Raw genomic sequence first — 18,802 nt, 5'->3', positions numbered from 1 at the left:
GGCCACCGTCTCCGGTGCGTCAGCCCCGCACGTAGGTGAGGAACCGGTAGCGCAGCCCGGACTTCTCGGAGATGTGCCAGTCGCCCTCGTCGCCGACTACCCACTCGTCGCCGATCGTGGGGGCGAAGGCGTCGCCCTCGATGTCCGCGTCGATCTCGGTGACCGACAGCAGGTCCGCGAACGGCATTGCTGCCGTGTAGATCTGGCTACCGCCCATCACCCAGGCCGTGTCGCCGGCGAGCGCGAGCGCCTGCTCGATGCCGTGCGCGGTCTCGATGCCGTCCGCGCTCCACCCGTCCTGCCGGGTGACGACGATGTTCCGGCGGCCGGGCAGCGGGCGGAACTTGGGCGGCAGCGAGTCCCACGTGAGCCGACCCATCACCACGGGATGGCCCATCGTGGTGTCCTTGAAGTGGGCCATGTCCTCGGGGACGCGCCACGGGATGGTGTTGTCGCGGCCGATCACCCCGGCCGTCGTCTGGCCCCAGATCAGGCCGATCATCAGACGGCCACCGGAGCCTTGATCGCCGGGTGGTGCCGGTAGTCGACGATCTCGACGTCCTCGAAGGTGTAGTCGAAGATCGAGTCGCGCTTGTTCAGCTTCAGCGTCGGGTAGGGGAGCGGCTCACGGGACAGCTGCTCGGTGACCTGCTCGACATGGTTGTCGTAGATGTGGCAGTCGCCGCCGGTCCAGATGAAGTCGCCCACCTCGAGCCCGGCCTGCTGCGCCACCATGTGGGTGAGCAGCGCGTAGCTGGCGATGTTGAACGGCACACCCAGGAACAGGTCGGCGCTGCGCTGGTACAGCTGGCAGCTGAGCTTGCCGTCGGCGACGTAGAACTGGAAGAAGGCGTGGCACGGCTGCAGCGCCATGTCGTCGAGGTCGGCCACGTTCCAGGCCGAGACGATGATCCGGCGCGAATCCGGGTTGGCCTTCAGCGTCTCGACGACCTTGGTGATCTGGTCGATGTGCTCGCCCGACGGCGTCGGCCACGACCGCCACTGCACGCCGTACACCGGGCCCAGCTCGCCGTCGGCGTCCGCCCACTCGTCCCAGATGGTGACGCCGTGCTCGTGCAGCCACTTGACGTTGGACTCGCCGCGCAGGAACCACAGCAGCTCGTAGACGATGGACTTGAGGTGCACCTTCTTGGTGGTGATCAGCGGGAAACCCTCGGCGAGGTCCCAGCGCATCTGGTGCCCGAAGACACTGCGCGTGCCGGTTCCGGTGCGGTCCGCCTTGGCGGTTCCGGTGTCCATGACCAGGCGGAGCAGATCTTCATACGGGGAGTGCACGGACCCGAGTCTATGTGGGTCGATCGGCTGCCGGGACAATTGCCCCATGCGTGAGCTTCTCGTGATCGGCATCGGTGCCGGCGATCCCGACCAGGTGACGATCCAGGCCGTCAAGGCGATGAACCGGGCCGACGTGTTCTTCGTCATCGGCAAGGGTGACGAGAAGCAGGAGTTGGTGGATCTGCGGACCACGATCCTGTCCGAGCACATGGACCGCGACTACCGGATCGTCGACATCCTCGACCCGCCGCGGGACCGGACGAACGTGCCTTCTGTTCGCTCCGCAGGCTCTGCTCAGGCCGACTACGGCACCGTCGTCGACGACTGGCACGACCGTCGCGCGGAGGTGTTCGAGCAGAAGTTCGCGGCCGAGGGCGGCGTCGGCGCGATCCTGGTGTGGGGCGACCCGTCGCTGTACGACAGCACGCTGCGGATCGTCGAACGCGTCCTCGCCCGCGGCAATGTCGCGTTCGACTACACGGTGATCCCCGGGGTCACCAGCATCCAGTCGCTCGCGGCGCAGCACCGGATCGTGCTCAACCGGATCGGTGAGCCGGTCCACGTCACCACCGGGCGCCGACTGCGCGACGGCCTGCCCGACGGCGTCGGCACCGCCGTCGTGATGCTCGACGCCGAGTGCAGCTTCACCCACGTCCCGGACAAGGACGCGGAGATCTGGTGGGGCGCCTACCTCGGCCTGCCCGACGAGGTGCTCATCTCCGGCAGGCTCCGCGACGTCGAGGACGAGATCGTCCGCGTGCGCGCCGAACTGCGCGAGCGCAAGGGCTGGATCATGGACATCTACCTGATCCGTCGCTGAACACCCGACGGCTGTCGGCGCCCGGGCCTACGCTGACCCCATGCCCGAACTGCCCGAGGTGGAGGCCCTGGCACAGTTCCTGCGCGACCATGCCGTCGGCGCGGTGGTCGGACGCGTGGACGTCGCCGCGCTGAGCGTGCTCAAGACGTTCGATCCGCCGATCAGCGCGCTGCAGGGCCGCAACGTGACCGGGGCCGGCCGGTTCGGCAAGCATCTCGCGCTGGACTGCGACGGGCTGTGGCTGATCGCGCACCTGTCCCGCGGCGGGTGGCTGCGCTGGATCGACAATCCCAGCCCCGCGCCGCCCAAGCCGGGGAAAGGCCCGCTGGCGCTGCGCGTGCACTTCTTCACCCCGGACGGGGAGACACCCGCGTTCGATCTCACCGAGGCCGGCACCAAAAAGCGGCTCGCGGTGTGGGTGGTCGCCGACCCGCGGGAGGTGCCGGGCATCGCGCGACTCGGGCCGGACGCGCTCGCGGTGACCCGTCCGCAGTTCGGCGAGATCCTCGCCGGGACCACCGCCCGGATCAAGACGGCGCTGGTGGATCAGTCGCTGCTGGCCGGGATCGGCAACGCCTACTCCGACGAGATCCTGCACGCGGCCCGGCTGTCGCCGTTCGCGACGACGTCCAAACTGACGCCCGACGAGGCGGACCGGCTGTACGACGCGATGCGCGCCGAGCTGTCCGACGCCGTCGAACGTTCGGTGGGACAGGAGGCCGCCCGGCTCAAGGGCGAGAAGCGCGCCGGGATGACCGTGCACGCACGGACCGGGATGCCGTGCCCGGTGTGCGGGGACACGGTGCGGGAGGTGGCGTACGCCGAGCGGTCGTTCCAGTACTGCCCGACGTGTCAAACCAGCGGCAAGATCCTCGCCGACCGGCGGATGTCACGACTGCTGAAGTAGCGGATCCCGGCGGCCGAACCACCACCCGCGCAGCGCGACGAAGCGGAGACCGCCGACGACGGCGCTGACGGCGATCACCAGCGTGATCGACACGAGGTCGGTGGCGTCGGGGAAGAAGAAGTGCAGCCCCGCCAGGGCCAGCGAGCTGACGATCAGGCCCAGCAGCGCGAGGGCGCCGCCCTCCCACTGCGCGGAGAACCAGCGGACCCGGTCGGCGGCGCGGAACGTGCGGCGGCGGTGCAGCTCGTTGGCCAGCATCGTGCTGGTCGCGACGCCCACCGCGTTCGCCAGGAAGGTCCCGTAGGCGTCGAGGACGACGAACGACAGCGCGTACACGACATTGCTCGATCCGCCGACGAGGGCGAACCGAGTCAGCTGGGCGATCCAGCCGTCGCCGCCCAGACGCAGGTCGAGCATCGCCATCGAGGTCTCCCACAGCCTGAAATTTGGTTGCAGTTCGCAACGGTAACCCATTCGAGATCTAATGGCGGTGTCGGTATCCGAGCCACGCCTCGCGGCGGTGCCCCAGTGGGTCCGATTCCACTCGGCAGACCTCGTCGATGATCAAGGTGTCACGACGCTCGGACGAGTACCGCGGCCACGACTCCAGCGGGCGGCCCGAGCGGGCGAACTCGAGCCAGTGGCGCTGCATCGTATCGGTCACCGCGCGTAGTCCGCGGCGCCCGCCGAGAGCGGTCAGGGTGCGGACCCCGAAACCCTGCCGGCCGAACACCGGGAACAGTTCCGTCGCGTGCGTCGCGCCCAGCCCGGCCAGGCGCAGCAGTCGCGGCGCGAAGTCGTACCGGTACATGTACGTCTCGGTGTGCCGGGTGTGCGCGTGCGCGCACCGCAGCGACGGCTCCCAGAACACGACGTCCCCGCCGAGGTCGGCGGCCGCCCGCCGCCGCGGGTAGCCGGGATACGCCGCGATCACCCGCGCCGCGATCGCCGGGTCGGTGCCCTCGAACATCGTCTCGATGCGTGCGCGATTCGTCGGCAGGATGTCGAGCATCCGCGGGAAGATCCGGCCCTCCTCCGCATTGGTGCCGATGATCAGCGGCACGCGGTGCTCGGTGCCTTCCTCGAACGCGTCCAGCGGATGGGTGGGCAGGAGTTCGCCGTCGGCGACCGGCGCGAACGGGCGCACACCGGGAACCTCGTCGGCCCCCCGCTCGCTGAGGTTCACGGCGGTCCGCACGAGCGCGGCCGGCGCCGCCGTCGTCAGGTAGTGGGCGGCGTCCGACCGCGCCACACCCGCGAGGTCCAGGAACTCCCGCGCCCACAGCCGCGCCAGCTCGGTGCCGTTGGAGGTGGCGGGCGGCGGACTCTGTGCGATCGCGCGGCCGAACAGACCCCGTGCCGCCGGGGTGCACATCAGCGTGACGACGGCGTCCGCGCCGGCCGATTCACCGAACAGCGTCACGTTCGACGGATCCCCACCGAAACTCGTGATGTTCCGCTGCACCCACTCGAGCGCCATGATCTGGTCGCGCAGGCCGAGGTTGACGTCGAAAGGTCGCTCCGGCGTGGAGAACTCGCGGAAATCGATGTAGCCGAGCGCGCCGAGCCGGTAGTTGAGCGAGACGAACACGATGTCGCCGCGGCGGACGAGGGAGGCCCCGCTGTACATCGGTGATGCCGACGTCCCGGCCGTGTGCGCCCCGCCGTGGATGTAGACCATGACGGGGCGTGGGGTGGTACTCGGTGCGGCCGGCCGCAGGACGTTGAGGGTGAGACAGTCCTCGCTGCCGGGGCGGCGCTGCTGCGGTGCCGGCGGGCCGAACTCGAGGGCCTCGCGCACGCCCGTCCACGGTATGACCGGTTGCGGCGCGCGCAGCCGCAGCGGCCCGACGGGTGGTGCGGCGTAGGGGATCCCACGCCACGACATCAGGTCGGCGATCCGTCGGCCACGGACGGTTCCGTCCGCGAGGGTGACGTCCGCGTCGACGTCGGTCACTGCCGTTGTTCGGTTTCGGCGGTGCCCTCGCCGAGGTAGCCGAGGTAGCCGGACCAGGCGATTCGACGGTCCCGGTTGGGATCCCGCTCGACCCGGGTGGGCACGTCGAACATCAGGGTGCGCCGGTCCTCGGAGTCGTAGCGCGGCCACCACGGCTCCGGAACGCCGCCGCGGGCGAACGAGATCCAGTTCTCCTGCACCCGATCCGTGACCGCCCGCAGTCCGCGTCGGCCGCCGTAGGCGGTCAGCGCCCGCCCGGCCGCGGACTCGCCGTAGCCGAACACCGCGAACAACTCGAACGCGTGGGTGGCTCCGAGGTCGAGCCGATGCAGCAGCCGCGGCGCGTAGTCGAAGCGGTAGCTGTAGGTGGGGGCGTGGACCGAATGCGCGTCGGCGATGTCGACCGACGGCTTCCAGAACGTGAGGTCGCCACCCAGATCGATCGCTGCCGCCGCCTCCGGGTAGCCGCGATACGCGGCGACGACGCGATCCCGGGCGTCGGGATCGGTGAGCGCGAACATCGCGTCGATCCGGGCCGCGTTCGTGGGCAGACCGTCCATCACCTTGGGGAACAGAGTGCCCTCGCGGGCGTTGGTGCCGATGATCAACGGCACCGGGTGCGCGCTCCCGTCGGTGAACGCCTGCAGCGGTGCGACGGGCAGGAAGTCACCGTCCACGACGGGGCCGAACGGGTGCAGGCCCGGCGTCTCGGCCAGCACCTTCGCGCCCAGCCGGGTCCCGGCCTTGCCGAGTTCGGCCGGTGTTGCCGCGTCGAGGGCCCGCGCCGCATCGGCCGGATCGTCGCTGCCGAGCAGCGTCAGGAACTGCCGGGCCCATTCCCGCGCCCGGACAGCGTCGCCGACGAGGCTCGGGGCGGAACTCTCGGCGATCGCGCGGGCGAACAGGCCCCGCGCCGCCGGGGTGGCCATCAGCGTCGTGACCGACGTGCCGCCCGCCGACTCGCCGAACACCGTGACGTTGTCCGGATCGCCGCCGAACGCCGCGATGTTGCGCTGCACCCACTCCAGCGCGGCGACCTGGTCGCGCAGACCGAGGTTGGCGTCGAACGGCCGCTCGGGCGTGGAGAACTCGGTGAAGTCGAGGTAGCCGAGGGCACCGAGCCGGTAGTTCACCGACACGTACACGACGTCGCCGCGGCGGGCCAGACGATCGCCGCGGTAGATGCCCATCGCGGTGGTCCCGAGGACGAACGCGCCGCCGTGCACGAACACCATCACCGGCCGCGGCGATTTGCTGGGTGTCGCCGGCGCGACGACGTTGAGCGTGAGGCAGTCCTCGGAGATCGGCTGGTACTTCCCCGGTCGCAGCGTGACGCCCATGCGGGACTGCGGGGCGGCGTTGCCGAACTCGGTGGCGTCGCGGACCCCGGTCCACGGCGCCGCCGGTTGCGGCGCCCGCAGCCGCAGCGGCCCCACGGGCGGTGCCGCGAACGGAATCCCGCGCCAGGTCAGCAGGTCACCGAGCCGGCGGCCCCGGACGACGCCGTCGGAGGTGGTCACGTCCAGACTCGGGGTCATGTTCGCGACTATACGGCGGCAGAGCGCCGCGGCCGGGTGGGTCGCGAGCGGTGTCGCTAGGCGAGCGCGCAGCGCTCCGGCCCGCCGCGCGTCAGTGGGATCCCGGTCGTCGTGGCCACGTCGTACGCCGCCCCTCCGATGCGTCCGGCGGCAGTGATACGTCCGTCCGGGCCGAGGAGCCTCGCCGGACGCGTGGTCGAGCGCATCGCCGCCCACACGATGTCGGACTGCTCGGAGAGGAGCCGATGCCCCTCCGGGCCCGCCTCGGGTTCGGACCAGCGCACCGCGAGCCGCCCGGCCAGGAAGGTACTCCCGCGCCCGCCGGGCTGACTCCACTCGTCGTCCACGTGCCGGGAACGCAGAAGTTGCACGAGCGCCCGCGCGGTCAGCCCCGGCGTGACCTCGACGTCGGGGCCCGGCCGGACGTCGCCGGGCGGCTCGGCTCCGAAGGGAAGGAGCAGGAACGCCTGCAGGGGCCCACACTCGAGCGCCTCCCCGGGGTTCCGGTGCAGGTGAACCGGATGCAGGCCGACCGGGCCCGGTTGGCTGCAGAGCCAGGTTGCACGGGGAGCCGCCTCCGCGAGGGCGCGGCCGAAGCGCGCCTCGTCCTCGGGTGCCAGCCAGATCGCGGTGGACTTGGTGCGAGATCCTTTGTAGGCCACCGCGACAGCATGACATCGCGCGCAGGCGAGGTGTCGACGGTCTGGCGGCTGTCGGTGCTGGACCTTAGGCTCGGCACGCGACAGATCATCCGAGTAGCGACGAGGAGTCCGGCATGGGGACATGGGGTTCGGGACCGTTCGAGAACGACGGAGCGGGCGACCTGCTCGCGGGGCTGCGGGCGGGTGATTTCGCCATCGACGACTTCACCGGTCACGTCGACGACGAGTATCTCGAGGCGGACGACGCACAGGCGGCCATCGCGTTCGCGGAGGTCGTGGCGGTGGGCCACGGCATCCAGCCGGCGTCCCCGCATCTCGACGGCATCGACGCCGCCGCCTTCAGCGCGTCCCTGACGCCGGAGCAGCGGGCGTGGATCCTCACCATCCTCGAACGCGCGATCGCGGACAGCGACACCTCGGAACTGCACGAGCTGTGGGCCGAGAACGGTCCGGAGGATCTCGAGGAATGGCGCGCCCCGGTCGCGCGCAGGCTCGAAAGCCTCAGGGCGCTGAACTAGAAGCTCCGCGCGTCACCGGGCCTTCAGGAACTGCCCGGTCCGCCGTGTCCCCAGGGCCTCGGCGGACCGGCCGTTTCCGAAGACGTACTCGCCGCCCACGAACACCGCGGTGACGGCGTCGTCGTTGCGGTTGACCATCCGGGAGAGGTTGTCGAACTGCGGGATCGGGCACTCGGCGTACGCGTCCAGCGTGGCGTCGAGGTGCTCCGGATCGACCACCACCAGGTCGGCGCGGTCGCCCTCGCGCAGGTGTCCGGCGTCCAGGCCGTACCAGTCGGCGAGTTCGCCGGTGAGCCGGTGCACCGCGTGCTCGACCGTCATGAACGGCCGGCCGTCGCGTTCGGCATCGCGGACACGGCGCAGGAACCGCAACCCGAAGTTGTAGAACGCCATGTTCCGCAGGTGCGCGCCGGCGTCGGAGAAGCCCAACTGCACACCGGGATCGGCGGCGAAGACGTTGAGCACCTCGGGCCGGTGGTTGGAGATCGTGGTGCGCCAGCGCACCTTGGTGCCGTGCTCGACGACCAGGTCGAGGAACGCGTCGACCGGATGCAGCCCGCCGCGATCGACCCCGACCTGCCCGAACGTCTTCCCGATCACGGATTCGTCCGGGCACTCGACGATCTCGGCGTCGAAGAAGTCGCGGTGCCACACCCGCGGCCCGTACTTCTTGTCGTAGTCCTTGCGGAAGCGGCGACGGTAGTCCGCGTCGGCGAGCAGCGCGCGGCGCCCGTCGAGCTGATTCGACAGGTGCAGCGCCGCGGCGCCCGAGCCGAACTCCTCGAACACCGGCAGATCGATGCCGTCCGAGTACACCTCGAACGGCACCGGCAGGTGCTGCCACCGGAAGTCGCCACCGAGCCGGTTGATGACCCGCGCCATGGTCGGGAAGATGTGCGCCACAGCCGGAATGGCCTTGACGTCGGCAGCCGACAGCAGGCTCACCTTCAACCGCTTGCGGCCGATGCCGAGGCTGCTCAGTGCCATCGCGACCAGGCTCTGCGGGCGGGCCACGTCGGGTCCGCCCTGCAGCGCCCGACCGCGCCGACGCAGGATGGCGTTGAGCCGCCGTCGTTCCCGCGTCGTCGCGTACGTCGACGGGAGGGTGCGGGAGCGGCACACCTCGCCGTCGAGCTTGTCGAACATCAGTTGCTGCGACGACATCCCGACGAAGCCGGCGTCGAGCGCCTCGGTCAGCTGTGCCTCCATCGTGGCGAGTTCGGCCGCGGTCGGACGCACCTCCTTGCGGGTGGCGCGGTCCAGACCCATCAGCGCGGCCCGCATGTCGGAGTGCCCGATGAACGCCGCGACGTTCGGCCCCAACGGCAGCGATTCGAGCGCGCCGACGTACTCGCGCGCCGAACCCCACGTCTTGTGCGCGGCGAGCCCCTCGACCACGTGGCGGCGCGGGATCGCCTCCACCCGGCCGAACAGGTCACCGGCGTCGGACGGTTCGACGTGCACCGTCGACAGCGAGCACGAGCCGACGAACACCGTCGTGATCCCGTGGCGGACCGATTCGTCGAGTGCGGGCCGCACCAGGATCTCGACGTCGTAGTGGGTGTGGATGTCGAGCATCCCCGGCATCACCCACTTGCCGGCCGCGTCGATCACCCGCGGACAGCCGGTTTCGTCGAGCGGTTCGCGCGACACGGTGGCGACCCGGCCGTTCCGGATGCCGAGATTCCGTGTCGCCGAACCCGCTCCGGTCCCGTCGAACCACCGGCCGTTCTTGACGATCGCGTCGTAGTTCATCGGGACCCCTTCGCTCAGATGACGATCTGCTTGCGCATGGTCTTGCCGGTCGCGTTACGCGGCAACGGTTCCCCGGAGATCCGCCAGCGCGCCGGCACCTTGAAGTACGAGAGCCGGTCGGCGGCGAACTCGCGGAGCTCGTCCTCGGTGGCCGTGGCGCCGGGCTTCAGCACGACCACCGCGGCGACCTCCTGTCCGAGGTCGGGGTGGTCGACGCCGATCACCGCGCACTCGGCGACGGCCGGATGCTCGTCGAGGCACTGCTCGATCTCCACGGGGTAGACGTTCTCGCCGCCACGCAGGATCAGGTCGGAACGCCGGCCGGTGAGCCGGACCATGCCGTTCTCGATCACGCCGAAGTCGCCGGTGTGCAGCCAGCGGTCCTTGCGGATCGCGTCGGAGGTGGCGGCGTCGTTCTCCCAGTAGCCGAGCATCACGTACGGGCTGCGCACGCAGATCTCGCCCTCGGTGCCCTCGGGGACCGGGTCGCCGAACGGGTCGCGCACCTCGACGGCGACGCCGACGATCGGGCGGCCCAGCGTGCCGGGGAAGGCCTGCAGGTCCATCGGGGTGGCGACCGAGATCGCGGTGCTGCACTCGGTGAGGCCGTAGCTGTCGACCAGCGCGTTGGACGCGAACGGCAGCTTCTCGCGCAGTCGCTGCTGGAAACCGGGGGACGACGGGGCCGACGCGAGCGCGAACGCGGTGAGCGACGACGTGTCGTAGCGCGAGACGTCCTCGTGCTCGAGCAGGCGGCCCGCCATCGTGGGGACGCAGCCCCAGTTGGTGACCTTCTCCCGCTCGATGAGGCGCAGCACCCGGTCCGCGTCGAACGAGCCCTGGTAGAGCACCACCGCGCTGCCGGTCGCCAGGCGCGGGACGACAAGGTTGTGCAGGCTCGCGATGTGGAACAGCGGCGAGGTCAGCAGGTACCGGAGGTCGCTCGGGCCGTCGCTCGGCGCCGACCCGGAGAACGCCGCGAGCAGGGCGTCGCTGTAGCGGTGGTAGTCGATGACGGCCAGCAGGTTGCGCTGCGAGTGCACCGCGCCCTTCGGCCGGCCGCTGGTGCCGGACGTGTAGAGGATCACCGCCGGGTCGTCCTCGGCGACGTCGGTGTTCGGCAGCTCGGCACCCGCGAACTCCGCGATGAGGCGGGGGAGGTCGTCCTCCATCGTGAGGACCGGGACGTCGAGGTCGAGGCCGTCGAGCAGGGCGGCGCGCTTGGCGTCGACGATCAGGACCGACGGGCGGGTGTGCTCCACGCCGTACTCGATCTCGCGCGGCACCCACCACGCGTTGAAGCCGACCGCGATCGCGCCCAGTGCCTGCGCGGCCCAGAACGATTCGACCCACTCGGGGGTGTTGGCGGCGAGGAGTCCGACCCGATCGCCCTGGCCGACGCCGTACCGGTCCCGCAGCGCGGTCGCGAGGGCGGCGACGTCGCGCAGGTGGTCGGCGTAGCTGATGCGGCGGTCCTCGGTCACCAGGTAGTCGCGGTCGCCGTACGCGGCGGACGCGGCGAGGACGTCGCCCAGGGCCTTGTCGCGGTTCTTCATGACCGGCATGGTCGTGCCGAGGACTTCCTCCGGGGCGAACTCGAAACGGCCGCCGGGGCCGGTCAGCCCGGCCATGACCGATGCGATGTAGGCCTGGGGGTCGACAGACTGGGTCACGGATGGATCCTTTCGACGGGCAACTCTCGAGTGACGTGCGTCATAGTCGAGGGTGCCCGATTTCCTGTCAAGGGAGGTCTCGGTGAGTGGGGTCGGAATCCTCGACCAGCGCGGCCAGCCGATCCAGCGCCTCGTTCCAGCCCAGTTCGTTGTCCGCGGGATCGACGCCCGGTGGATCTCGGCGGTCATCCCGGCCGGGACGCGCCACGTCGCGATCGCGTCCGGGTCGATCAGCGCGCGGAACACCCGTTCCCGCGGGGCACGCAGGACCCGGACCACTCTGGTCGACGACACCCCGCGAGTGTGGCACGCGGGTAATCGGCCGCGGGTCGGATCAGGGTGCGAGCGCGGCGTTGTGGGCGGTGAGCAGTGCCCCGAGGAGATAGTGCCCGTCCGCCGAATCGAGCGGGACGACGCCGCCCACCGCGGCGACTGCGGGGTGCGCGGTGGTCGCCGGTGCGGCGGCGAACATCCACGCGAGATTGTTCTCGTCGTGCCGCGGCCGGTACTGCAGTCCGTCGATACCGGGGTTGGCGGCCAGGACGGCGGCGGCCCAGCGCCGGGTGGCGAGGTAGCCGGACGGATCGCACTTGGTGAGCCACACGTCGGCGTTGAGGCGCGCGGACCCGGTGCCGGTCAGGTCGGCCACCCGCACCGGGCGGGTGGTGCGCAGTTCACTCAGGACCCGGCCGCGGACCTGGATGCGCGGAATCAGCCTGGGGGACTGGTCGACCGGAAGGTTGCGGCACAGCGTCTCGGCCACGGCGGCCGCGGGGCTGTCGCCCACGTAGAGGTACGCGTACGAGCCATCTAGGCTGTCGAACCGGCCGCCGACCCGCACGCGTGGACGTGGGGTCGGGTTGAGATCGGCAGCGCCACGTGTGGCGCTGTGGATGCGCCACACCGACGTGTCGGCGGGGACGGTTGCGATGAGAGCGGACGGCAGAACGGCGGGCGGGTCCGGGTAGTCCACCGGGTCAGTCCGCGACGAGGTCGTCGGCCATGTCCCGTAGATCCTGGTCGTGGCCGCCGGCGGCGGCGAGTTCTGCCGGGGAGCGGGGATCGTCCGCGAAGGCGGTCGGATTGAGCCACCACGACGCCGCGCCCCACGGATCGTCCTTGGTGCCGATCGTCTGGTTGATCTCGGCGACGATCGGCCGCACCTCGCGCCGCTCGAGGTCGAACTGGAAGGCCGGGAAGAGCTTGTGCCCGGCGGCGGGCAGCGCGACGACGGTGCCCGCCGCCGCGAGGCGACTGGCGGTGTTCCGGCTGGTCGCCGCCTTGCCGAGAGCTCGGCTGACGGCCGTGGAGTCGAGCATCTCGTGCTCGTCGACCAACGAGCGCAGCGCCGACGACACGATGCGGGTCCGGGCGACCGCGGCGGCGGCCGGGTTGGCGACGGCGCGTTCGTGCTGCAGGGCCAGCGCCGGTCCCATCGCCAGCAGCGCGGTGACGTCGTCGCGTACCGGGCGCAGGTTGGGGCGCCGGGAGAACTCCTCGGACAGCAGCTCCACCAGGTCCTGATCGGACAGGGCGTGGATCGAGTCGCGGGCACGGTCACGGTTGGCGAGCATGGTCACACCTCCAGATGTGCCACCAGCGTACCGCGTACCGGCTGTCTCAGGAAGGTGCGCGCCGCGCCTCGAGTAGCCGCAGCCACACCTCGCTCACCGTCGGATACGACGGGACCGCGTGCCACAGGCTCTCGAGCGGCACCCGGCCGACGACCGCGACGGTCGCGGCGTGCACCAGTTCGGCCACACCCGAGCCGACGAACGTCGCGCCCACGACCGTGTCGGTCGCGCGGTCGATCACCAGCGACGCCCGCCCGGAGTAGTCGTCGCGGGACAGTGCGGCACCCGCGACATCGATGTCGACCGCGACCGACTCGACATCCAATCCGTCTGCGCGGGCCTGGCTTTCGGTGCGTCCGACGGCCGCGACCTCCGGCGTCGTGAACACCACCTGCGGCACCTGGCCGTGGTCGGCCGACGCGACGAACCGGGGACCGTCCAACGGCCGGCCCTCCGCGCGGGCCGCGATCACGTCGCCACAGACCCGGGCCTGGTACTTGCCCATGTGGGTGAGCAGGGCCCGGCCGTTGACGTCGCCCACCGCGTACAGCCAATCGCCGTCCACCCCGGTCGCAGTGAGGTGGTCGTCGACGGTGACGTAGCCGTGATCGGGGAGCCCGACCCGGTCGAGGCCCAGGCCCGCGGTGGCGGGCGTGCGACCGGCCGCGACGAGGATCTCGTCGACCGTCAGCTCGGGGTCGGAGCCGTCGCCGCTCACGTTCAGGGTGACCGGTCCGCCGTGGACCCGGCCGATGCCGGTGTCGGCGACGTCGGGTCGGGACACCGACTGCACCGACGTGCCGAAGCGGATGTTCACGCCGTGCTTGCGCATCTTCTCGGCGACCAGTTCGCCCGCGAACGGTTCGGTCCGGTCGAGCAGCGCCGGCCCGCGGACCAGGAGCGTCACCTCGTCGGCGCCGAGCTCGTGCAGCCACGTCGCGGCCTCGCACGCCACCACTCCACCGCCGACGACCGCGAGACGCTTCGGCACCTCCCGGACGTTGGTGGCATCCCGCGACGTCCACGGCAGCGCGGCCCGCAGGCCCGGCAGGTCGGGCACGCTCGCCGTGGTGCCGGTCGCGAGGACCACCGCGTGCCGGGCCCGCAGCACGCGCTCGCCCACCGTCACCTCGCGGACCCCGGTGATCGCCGCACTGCCGCGGATCACGTCGATGCCGACCGAATCCGCCCACAGCACCTGCGAGGAGTCGTCGAGGTTGTGGGTGAACCCGTCCCGGCGGGCCAGGACGGCCTCGGTGTCGAGGCCGTACGCGTTGACCTTCTCCTCCACGCCCGGCATGTGTCGGGCGGTGCTCAGCACCTCGACGGGTCTGAGCAGCGCCTTCGACGGCATGCACGCCCAATACGAACACTCGCCGCCCACCAACTGGTGTTCGACGAGTGCCGCGGTGCGGTTGCTTCCGGCGATGGCGTAGGCCGCCGCGTTCTCCCCGGCCGGCCCGCCTCCGATCACTATGACGTCGAATTCTTCGGGAGCCATGGATCCACGGTAGGCCGGGGAGAACGGTTTCGCGCTGGTTCCGGACGGCGTCAGCGGGGAGAGCGACGCTCGAACAGACGCTTCGCCCAGACGTACCCGAACAGGCCGATCCCGACGATCCACGCCGCCGCGAGCGCGCCGTTCGCGCCGATCGGCGCGCCGAGGAGCAGGCCGCGCAGCGTCTCGATGATCGGACTGAACGGCTGGTACTCGGCGAACCAGCGCACCGCGGTGGGCATCGAGTCGGTGGGGACGAAGCCGCTGCCCAGGAACGGCAGCAGGATGAGGAACATCGGCAGATTGCTCGCCGTCTCGACGCTCTGCGAGACCAGCCCGAGCGCGACGGACAGCCACGTGATCGCGAGCGTGAAGGCCGCGAGCAGCCCGATCGCGGCCGCCCACTCCACCGGGTCGGCGGTGGGCCGGAAACCGATGAGAACGGCGACGCCGGTCACCACGGCCAGGCTGAGCATCGTCTGGATCAGGCTGCCGACGACGTGCCCGGTCAGGACCGACGCGCGCGAGATCGCCATCGTCCGGAACCGGGCGATGATGCCCTCCGTCATGTCGGTCGCGACCGAAATCGCCGTTCCCTGAGCGGAACTGGCCACGGTCATCAGCAGGATGCCGGGCGTGACGTAGTCGATGTAGGCGCCGCGTCCACCGGCCGGGTCGCCGAGTCCGGCGCCGAGCGTGCCGCCGAAGACGTAGACGAACAACAGCAGGAGCACGACGGGCATCCCGATCAGCATGACCGTCATCGACGGGTACCGGATCATGTGCCGCAGGTTGCGCCGCAGCATCGTCGTCGAATCCTGGACGGCATAGGAGAGCGTGGTCATCGTGAAGCCTCCTGCGGGGAGTCGGATCGGGCGGTGAGAGCGAAGAACACGTCGTCGAGGTCGGGGGTGTGGATCGAGAGGTCGGCGACCTCGATCGAATCGGCGTCGAGACGGTCGAGGATCGACCGCAGCGACGGGATGCTCCCGTCGCCGGGGACCTGCAGGGTGAGCGTCTCGTCGTTGCGGGTGGAATCGGTGAGCGAGAGTGCAGCCGAGGACAGTTCGTCGATGTCCGCGAATCGCAGGCGGACGTGGCCGCCGGGCACGAGTTGCTTGAGATCGGCCGGGGTGCCGTCGGCGACCAGTCGGCCCTGATCGAGCAGCGCGATCCGGTCCGCCAGTTGATCGGCCTCGTCGAGGTACTGCGTGGTGAGGAAGATGGTGACGCCGTCGGCCACCAGTTCTCGCACGATGTCCCACATGGTGCGGCGACTGCGCGGGTCGAGTCCCGTCGTCGGCTCGTCCAGGAAGATGATGCGCGGACGCCCGACGAGCGTCATCGCGAGATCGAGTCGGCGCCGCATGCCGCCCGAGTAGCTCGCCGCCGGCTTGGACGCGGCCTCGGTGAGGTCGAACCGCTCGAGCAGTTCCGCGGTGCGCCGGCGCTCGTCGCGCCGATCGAGGCGATGGAGATCCGCCATGAGCGTGAGGTTCTCGGCGCCGGTCAGCAGGCCGTCCACCGCCGAGAACTGGCCGGTGACACCGATCGCCGACCGGATCGCGTCGGGATTGCGCCCCAGGTCGTGGCCCGCCACCCGAACCTCGCCGGCGTCCGGCCGGACGAGTGTGGACAGGATACTTACCACCGTGGTCTTGCCGGCGCCGTTGGGGCCGAGTAGGGAGAAGATGGTGCCCTCGGTGATGTCGAGGTCGATGCCGTCGAGAACCACCTTGTCCCCGAACGACTTCCGGAGGGATCGAACTCGAACTGCTGATGCTGTGGAAACCGTGGCCGTCATAGTTCCGCCTTTCGAGTGGTGGTCCGCCCCGGTCAGGAGCGGCGAACGATGATGTCGCCGAAGCTCGTCCGCGCCCGCAGTTCGACCCGCTCCTCGGTCGCAGCGGGGCCGGAGGCCTCGGTGAGAAGGTTGTGGACCTGGCCGAACGAGGTGTGGGCGTCGACGCGCGCGGCGGTGCCCGCGCGGATACCGGCCTCGACCTCGCCGTTCCCGGTGCGCAGCGCCACGACGCCCCGCGTCACCTCGCCGATCCGGATCTCGCCGTTGGCGGTCGCGGCGTCGACGTCACCCCCGGCGCTGCCGACGACGACGTCGCCGTTGGCGGTCTTGACCCGAAGATTCCCGGCGACGGAGCCGATCCGGTTGTGTCCGTTGGAGTTCTCGACGAGGGCGTTGCCGTCGATGCGGCGGACCTCGATCCGGCCCGAAGCGGTCGACAGATCGGCGTCACCGCCGACGCTCTCGACCGTGATCGCGCCGGCGCCGGTGTTCACGGTCAGATCGCCGGTGCCGTCGAGCCGGATGTCGCCCGTCGCGGTCTTCAGTCGGCAGGTGCCGAGTCGGCCGGTGGAACGGAATGCGCCCACGGACGTGTCGGACTCGACCGCGGAGCCGGTCGGCAGTTCGACGGCGATGTCGATCGACCCGACCTTGCCCCACACGCCGAGCACGCGGGGCCGGGGCGCCTTGACGACCAGTCGTCCCGACGCGTACTCGACGCGGGTCTGCTCGGCCGCGCGTACGTCCAGTTCGCGGTGCGGGTCGCTCGGGCGGATCTCCACGACCGTGTCGTCGCGGTCGGAGGCGGTGACGGTGGCTTCGCCGACCACGAACGAGAGCGTGGCCGAAATCGGTTCGGTGGTACTGAAAGTGGGCATCGTGATCCTCGGTGTGTGATGTTCGGGATGCGGGCGGCGAGAGGTCAGCGGACCCAGCCGGTGAAGCGGTCGCCGCCCGTCGGGGCGCGACGCTCGGGCCGGCGCGGTCCGCCGACCTCCTCGAGGGCTGCTGCGGCGGAGCGGACGAGCCAGGCGTTGACGGACATCCCGGCGACTCGGGCCGCATCCTCGACCCGGTCCTTGAGGTCCTGCGGCAGGCGGAGATTGATCCGGGTCATCGGGCCCTCGTCGACCTCGGCGCCCCGGGACGACGGTTCGGGGCTCGGTAGTTCGTCGCTGTCGCGCGCGGGTTCCGCGGGCGGGGGAGTGACGACGAAACTCGGCTCGCGACCACGCAGGCGCAGATCGACCGAGCCCGGCGCGAGATCGCGGGTGATCTCGCCGGCTGCCGCGGACAGGGCGTCGAGCAGAGCCAGGCGCACCGCCGAGTCGAGCGGCGCGGTCAGTCGCTCCGCAAGGTCGCGGGCTTCGGGGCCGCCGGCCTCGGCCGCGACCGCGAGGTCGTGTTGCAGGGCGCTGACGTACGGTTCCAGGTTCATGGCACCACTATGGCATCAGTTTGGTGCCATGTAAATGATCATCGAGAAAAATGTGGTGCCAGTTTGGTGCCGCGTGGCACCACTCCTCACCACGGGCGCGCCGCGAGCCCCCACTTCTCGAGCTGCGCGACGGCCAGGTCGCGGAGACGTTCGGAGTTTCCGAAATGCTGTGGATCCACCCCGACCAGCGACAACGTGTACGTGTCGCCGTGCGAGGAGAGGTAGCCCGACACTCGCGTGGTCGTCGACGCCGGACGATCCGCGGACAGTCCCGGGTGCATCGCGCGGGTCGCGACGCCGGTGGTCCGATAGGGGCCGAGTGATGCCAGCGAGTCGGGGATCCGGCCGATGTTCGAGCACAGCGCGTCGCGCTCCCCGGCCCCGGCGGTCAGGCGGTTCGCGATGCGGTCGGGCAGGATCTGCGCGATCTCCTCGGGGAAGCCCGACGGGGCACCCATCGGTGGCCGGGCGAACGCTTCCCGGCTCAGCCGGCGGATGTCGGCCAGCGAATCGTTCGGTGTCACAACCACTTCGGTGATCACCATCGCGTTGTCGACGGTGTCGGACGCGCGGGTGTCGACCGGCACGCTGATGTGCAGCGGCATCGGAACACCGGCCGCGTCCGCGATCGCAGTGACCAGCGCGATGAACAGGCCGTTCGCGGTGCCGCCCTCCGCTGCGGCCGCCGCCTCCCACGCCGCGGCGTCGACGTCGACGATCGCGGTGACCGTCCCGGTCGTGACGTGCGTGCTGTCCGGCCGGCGATCGGCCGCCGCGGCCGCGCGGAATTCGCGCAGCTCCCGGCGCCGGTTCGCGCTGAACGCCAGGCCCAGCGAGGCCGTCGCGCCGTCGATCAGCACGGCACCGACGGTCCGCGCGGCATCGGCGACGTCCGAGGTCCGAGCCGGGGAGGGGGCCGGGGACCTGCCGGTGATCGCGGCGCCCGCGGCCGCCATGAGCCCGCGCGCGTCCGCGACGACGTGCGAACACACCAGCGAGATCGCGGTGCCGCCGTCGGGCGTGGGCGCCGCGGACAGGGCCCACGCGGGCCCGTGCTCCGGATCGACGTCCACGTCGGCGCGCGCGTCGGCCCACGCCACGACGTCGTCGACCGGGTGCGTCTCGTAGCGCAGCGGGAGGGTGGCGGTGGACGCCTCCCACCGCATTCGGGCGCCCGGCACCTGGGGCCGGACCACACGGCGGCCGAGCGCACCCCGCGAGAGGGCGTCGTGCACCGCCTCGAGCACCCGGATGTCCACCGCGTCGGCGGTGCGCCACAGGCCCTGCATCACGATCGGCATCCCGTAGCCGTGGTGCCTGCGCAGGAAGATCTCGTCCACCATCGTCAGCCGGTCCATGAGG

Annotated in this window: 19 protein-coding genes; 3 read left to right on the top strand and 16 right to left on the bottom strand. The window is 70.9% G+C overall.

Going from position 1 to position 18,802, the window contains the following annotated elements; translation table 11 throughout:
- Positions 1-19: 19 nt before the first annotated feature.
- On the bottom strand, positions 20-502 hold the full coding sequence (locus tag LCL87_RS02205; protein ID WP_225016196.1) for a dihydrofolate reductase: 483 nt from the start codon (positions 500-502) through the stop codon (positions 20-22).
- Complete coding sequence (locus LCL87_RS02200) at positions 502-1,344, bottom strand: thymidylate synthase (protein ID WP_225016194.1); 843 nt, start codon at positions 1,342-1,344, stop codon at positions 502-504. The genes LCL87_RS02205 and LCL87_RS02200 overlap by 1 nt, the downstream gene beginning before the upstream one ends.
- Between LCL87_RS02200 and cobF the strand changes: the two genes are divergently transcribed.
- Both cobF and LCL87_RS02190 read left to right on the top strand, forming a co-directional pair.
- Entirely contained in the window at positions 1,343-2,116 is a 774-nt protein-coding gene (cobF, locus tag LCL87_RS02195) for a precorrin-6A synthase (deacetylating) (protein ID WP_225016192.1), read from the top strand. The genes LCL87_RS02200 and cobF overlap by 2 nt on opposite strands.
- A 40-nt stretch (positions 2,117-2,156) precedes the next feature.
- Positions 2,157-3,023 (top strand): DNA-formamidopyrimidine glycosylase family protein, encoded by an 867-nt coding sequence (locus tag LCL87_RS02190; protein WP_225016190.1) that lies wholly within the window; start codon positions 2,157-2,159, stop codon positions 3,021-3,023.
- Here LCL87_RS02190 and LCL87_RS02185 read toward each other — a convergent pair.
- From LCL87_RS02185 to LCL87_RS02170, 4 genes are read right to left on the bottom strand one after another with little or no spacing between them, the layout of a single operon-like run.
- Entirely contained in the window at positions 3,006-3,446 is a 441-nt protein-coding gene (locus tag LCL87_RS02185; RefSeq protein WP_225016188.1) for a GtrA family protein, read from the bottom strand. The two genes, LCL87_RS02190 and LCL87_RS02185, sit on opposite strands and share 18 nt — an antisense overlap.
- Before the next feature lie 58 nt (positions 3,447-3,504).
- Positions 3,505-4,980: a carboxylesterase/lipase family protein gene (locus tag LCL87_RS02180; protein WP_225016186.1), complete on the bottom strand. Its 1,476-nt coding sequence runs from the start codon at positions 4,978-4,980 to the stop codon at positions 3,505-3,507.
- Positions 4,977-6,518, bottom strand: a complete 1,542-nt coding sequence (locus tag LCL87_RS02175; RefSeq protein WP_225016184.1) for a carboxylesterase/lipase family protein — start codon at positions 6,516-6,518, stop codon at positions 4,977-4,979. Before LCL87_RS02175 ends, LCL87_RS02180 begins: the two co-directional genes overlap by 4 nt.
- Before the next feature lie 56 nt (positions 6,519-6,574).
- Positions 6,575-7,180, bottom strand: a complete 606-nt coding sequence (locus tag LCL87_RS02170; protein WP_225016182.1) for a hypothetical protein — start codon at positions 7,178-7,180, stop codon at positions 6,575-6,577.
- A gap of 113 nt (positions 7,181-7,293) precedes the next feature.
- On the opposite strand from LCL87_RS02170, the gene LCL87_RS02165 reads away from it, so the two are divergent.
- Positions 7,294-7,698, top strand: a complete 405-nt coding sequence (locus LCL87_RS02165) for a DUF4259 domain-containing protein (protein WP_225016180.1) — start codon at positions 7,294-7,296, stop codon at positions 7,696-7,698.
- A gap of 12 nt (positions 7,699-7,710) precedes the next feature.
- On the opposite strand, the gene LCL87_RS02160 is transcribed toward LCL87_RS02165, so the two are convergent.
- The 10 genes from LCL87_RS02160 to LCL87_RS02115 form a co-directional block, all read right to left on the bottom strand.
- The gene (locus tag LCL87_RS02160) at positions 7,711-9,453 is read right to left on the bottom strand and encodes an amidohydrolase family protein (protein WP_225016178.1); all 1,743 of its coding nucleotides are present in this window, start codon (positions 9,451-9,453) and stop codon (positions 7,711-7,713) included.
- A 14-nt stretch (positions 9,454-9,467) separates the two neighbouring features.
- Positions 9,468-11,126 (bottom strand): steroid-24-oyl-CoA synthetase, encoded by a 1,659-nt coding sequence (gene casG, locus LCL87_RS02155; RefSeq protein WP_225016176.1) that lies wholly within the window; start codon positions 11,124-11,126, stop codon positions 9,468-9,470.
- Positions 11,127-11,460: 334 nt separating this feature from the next.
- Positions 11,461-12,099 carry an RES family NAD+ phosphorylase gene (locus LCL87_RS02150; RefSeq protein ID WP_225016174.1) on the bottom strand — a complete coding sequence of 213 codons (639 nt, stop codon included), beginning with the start codon at positions 12,097-12,099 and terminating at the stop codon, positions 11,461-11,463.
- A 4-nt stretch (positions 12,100-12,103) separates the two neighbouring features.
- Positions 12,104-12,700 (bottom strand): hypothetical protein, encoded by a 597-nt coding sequence (locus LCL87_RS02145; RefSeq protein WP_225016172.1) that lies wholly within the window; start codon positions 12,698-12,700, stop codon positions 12,104-12,106.
- A gap of 46 nt (positions 12,701-12,746) precedes the next feature.
- The gene (locus tag LCL87_RS02140) at positions 12,747-14,201 is read right to left on the bottom strand and encodes a dihydrolipoyl dehydrogenase family protein (protein ID WP_225016170.1); all 1,455 of its coding nucleotides are present in this window, start codon (positions 14,199-14,201) and stop codon (positions 12,747-12,749) included.
- A gap of 50 nt (positions 14,202-14,251) precedes the next feature.
- On the bottom strand, positions 14,252-15,043 hold the full coding sequence (locus LCL87_RS02135; protein ID WP_225016168.1) for an ABC transporter permease: 792 nt from the start codon (positions 15,041-15,043) through the stop codon (positions 14,252-14,254).
- Positions 15,040-16,002, bottom strand: a complete 963-nt coding sequence (locus tag LCL87_RS02130; RefSeq protein ID WP_225016167.1) for an ATP-binding cassette domain-containing protein — start codon at positions 16,000-16,002, stop codon at positions 15,040-15,042. Before LCL87_RS02130 ends, LCL87_RS02135 begins: the two co-directional genes overlap by 4 nt.
- Before the next feature lie 32 nt (positions 16,003-16,034).
- Positions 16,035-16,880 carry a DUF4097 family beta strand repeat-containing protein gene (locus LCL87_RS02125; protein ID WP_225016165.1) on the bottom strand — a complete coding sequence of 282 codons (846 nt, stop codon included), beginning with the start codon at positions 16,878-16,880 and terminating at the stop codon, positions 16,035-16,037.
- A 44-nt stretch (positions 16,881-16,924) separates the two neighbouring features.
- Entirely contained in the window at positions 16,925-17,440 is a 516-nt protein-coding gene (locus tag LCL87_RS02120) for a hypothetical protein (RefSeq protein ID WP_225016163.1), read from the bottom strand.
- Positions 17,441-17,526: 86 nt separating this feature from the next.
- Positions 17,527-18,798: a hypothetical protein gene (locus LCL87_RS02115; protein WP_225016161.1), complete on the bottom strand. Its 1,272-nt coding sequence runs from the start codon at positions 18,796-18,798 to the stop codon at positions 17,527-17,529.
- Positions 18,799-18,802 lie beyond the last annotated feature (4 nt).

This window comes from Prescottella equi (assembly GCF_020171745.1).
In the GTDB taxonomy this organism is placed as follows: Bacteria; Actinomycetota; Actinomycetes; order Mycobacteriales; family Mycobacteriaceae; genus Prescottella; species Prescottella equi_A.
Note: the sequence above shows the minus strand (reverse complement) of the source record. Positions and strands in the feature narration are given on the sequence as shown.

What these genes read in the sequence shown, in the direction of transcription:
- LCL87_RS02120 (WP_225016163.1), bottom strand. Translation starts at nt 17,440, where the DNA reads ATGAACCTGGAACCGTACGTCAGCGCCCTGCAACACGACCTCGCGGTC.
- LCL87_RS02135 (WP_225016168.1), bottom strand. Translation starts at nt 15,043, where the DNA reads ATGACCACGCTCTCCTATGCCGTCCAGGATTCGACGACGATGCTGCGG.
- LCL87_RS02115 (WP_225016161.1), bottom strand. Translation starts at nt 18,798, where the DNA reads ATGGACCGGCTGACGATGGTGGACGAGATCTTCCTGCGCAGGCACCAC.
- LCL87_RS02200 (WP_225016194.1), bottom strand. Translation starts at nt 1,344, where the DNA reads ATGGGGCAATTGTCCCGGCAGCCGATCGACCCACATAGACTCGGGTCC.
- LCL87_RS02145 (WP_225016172.1), bottom strand. Translation starts at nt 12,700, where the DNA reads ATGCTCGCCAACCGTGACCGTGCCCGCGACTCGATCCACGCCCTGTCC.
- LCL87_RS02175 (WP_225016184.1), bottom strand. Translation starts at nt 6,518, where the DNA reads ATGACCCCGAGTCTGGACGTGACCACCTCCGACGGCGTCGTCCGGGGC.
- cobF (WP_225016192.1), top strand. Translation starts at nt 1,343, where the DNA reads ATGCGTGAGCTTCTCGTGATCGGCATCGGTGCCGGCGATCCCGACCAG.
- LCL87_RS02130 (WP_225016167.1), bottom strand. Translation starts at nt 16,002, where the DNA reads ATGACGGCCACGGTTTCCACAGCATCAGCAGTTCGAGTTCGATCCCTC.
- LCL87_RS02160 (WP_225016178.1), bottom strand. Translation starts at nt 9,453, where the DNA reads ATGAACTACGACGCGATCGTCAAGAACGGCCGGTGGTTCGACGGGACC.
- LCL87_RS02205 (WP_225016196.1), bottom strand. Translation starts at nt 502, where the DNA reads ATGATCGGCCTGATCTGGGGCCAGACGACGGCCGGGGTGATCGGCCGC.
- LCL87_RS02140 (WP_225016170.1), bottom strand. Translation starts at nt 14,201, where the DNA reads ATGGCTCCCGAAGAATTCGACGTCATAGTGATCGGAGGCGGGCCGGCC.
- LCL87_RS02190 (WP_225016190.1), top strand. Translation starts at nt 2,157, where the DNA reads ATGCCCGAACTGCCCGAGGTGGAGGCCCTGGCACAGTTCCTGCGCGAC.
- LCL87_RS02125 (WP_225016165.1), bottom strand. Translation starts at nt 16,880, where the DNA reads ATGCCCACTTTCAGTACCACCGAACCGATTTCGGCCACGCTCTCGTTC.
- LCL87_RS02165 (WP_225016180.1), top strand. Translation starts at nt 7,294, where the DNA reads ATGGGGACATGGGGTTCGGGACCGTTCGAGAACGACGGAGCGGGCGAC.
- LCL87_RS02185 (WP_225016188.1), bottom strand. Translation starts at nt 3,446, where the DNA reads ATGGCGATGCTCGACCTGCGTCTGGGCGGCGACGGCTGGATCGCCCAG.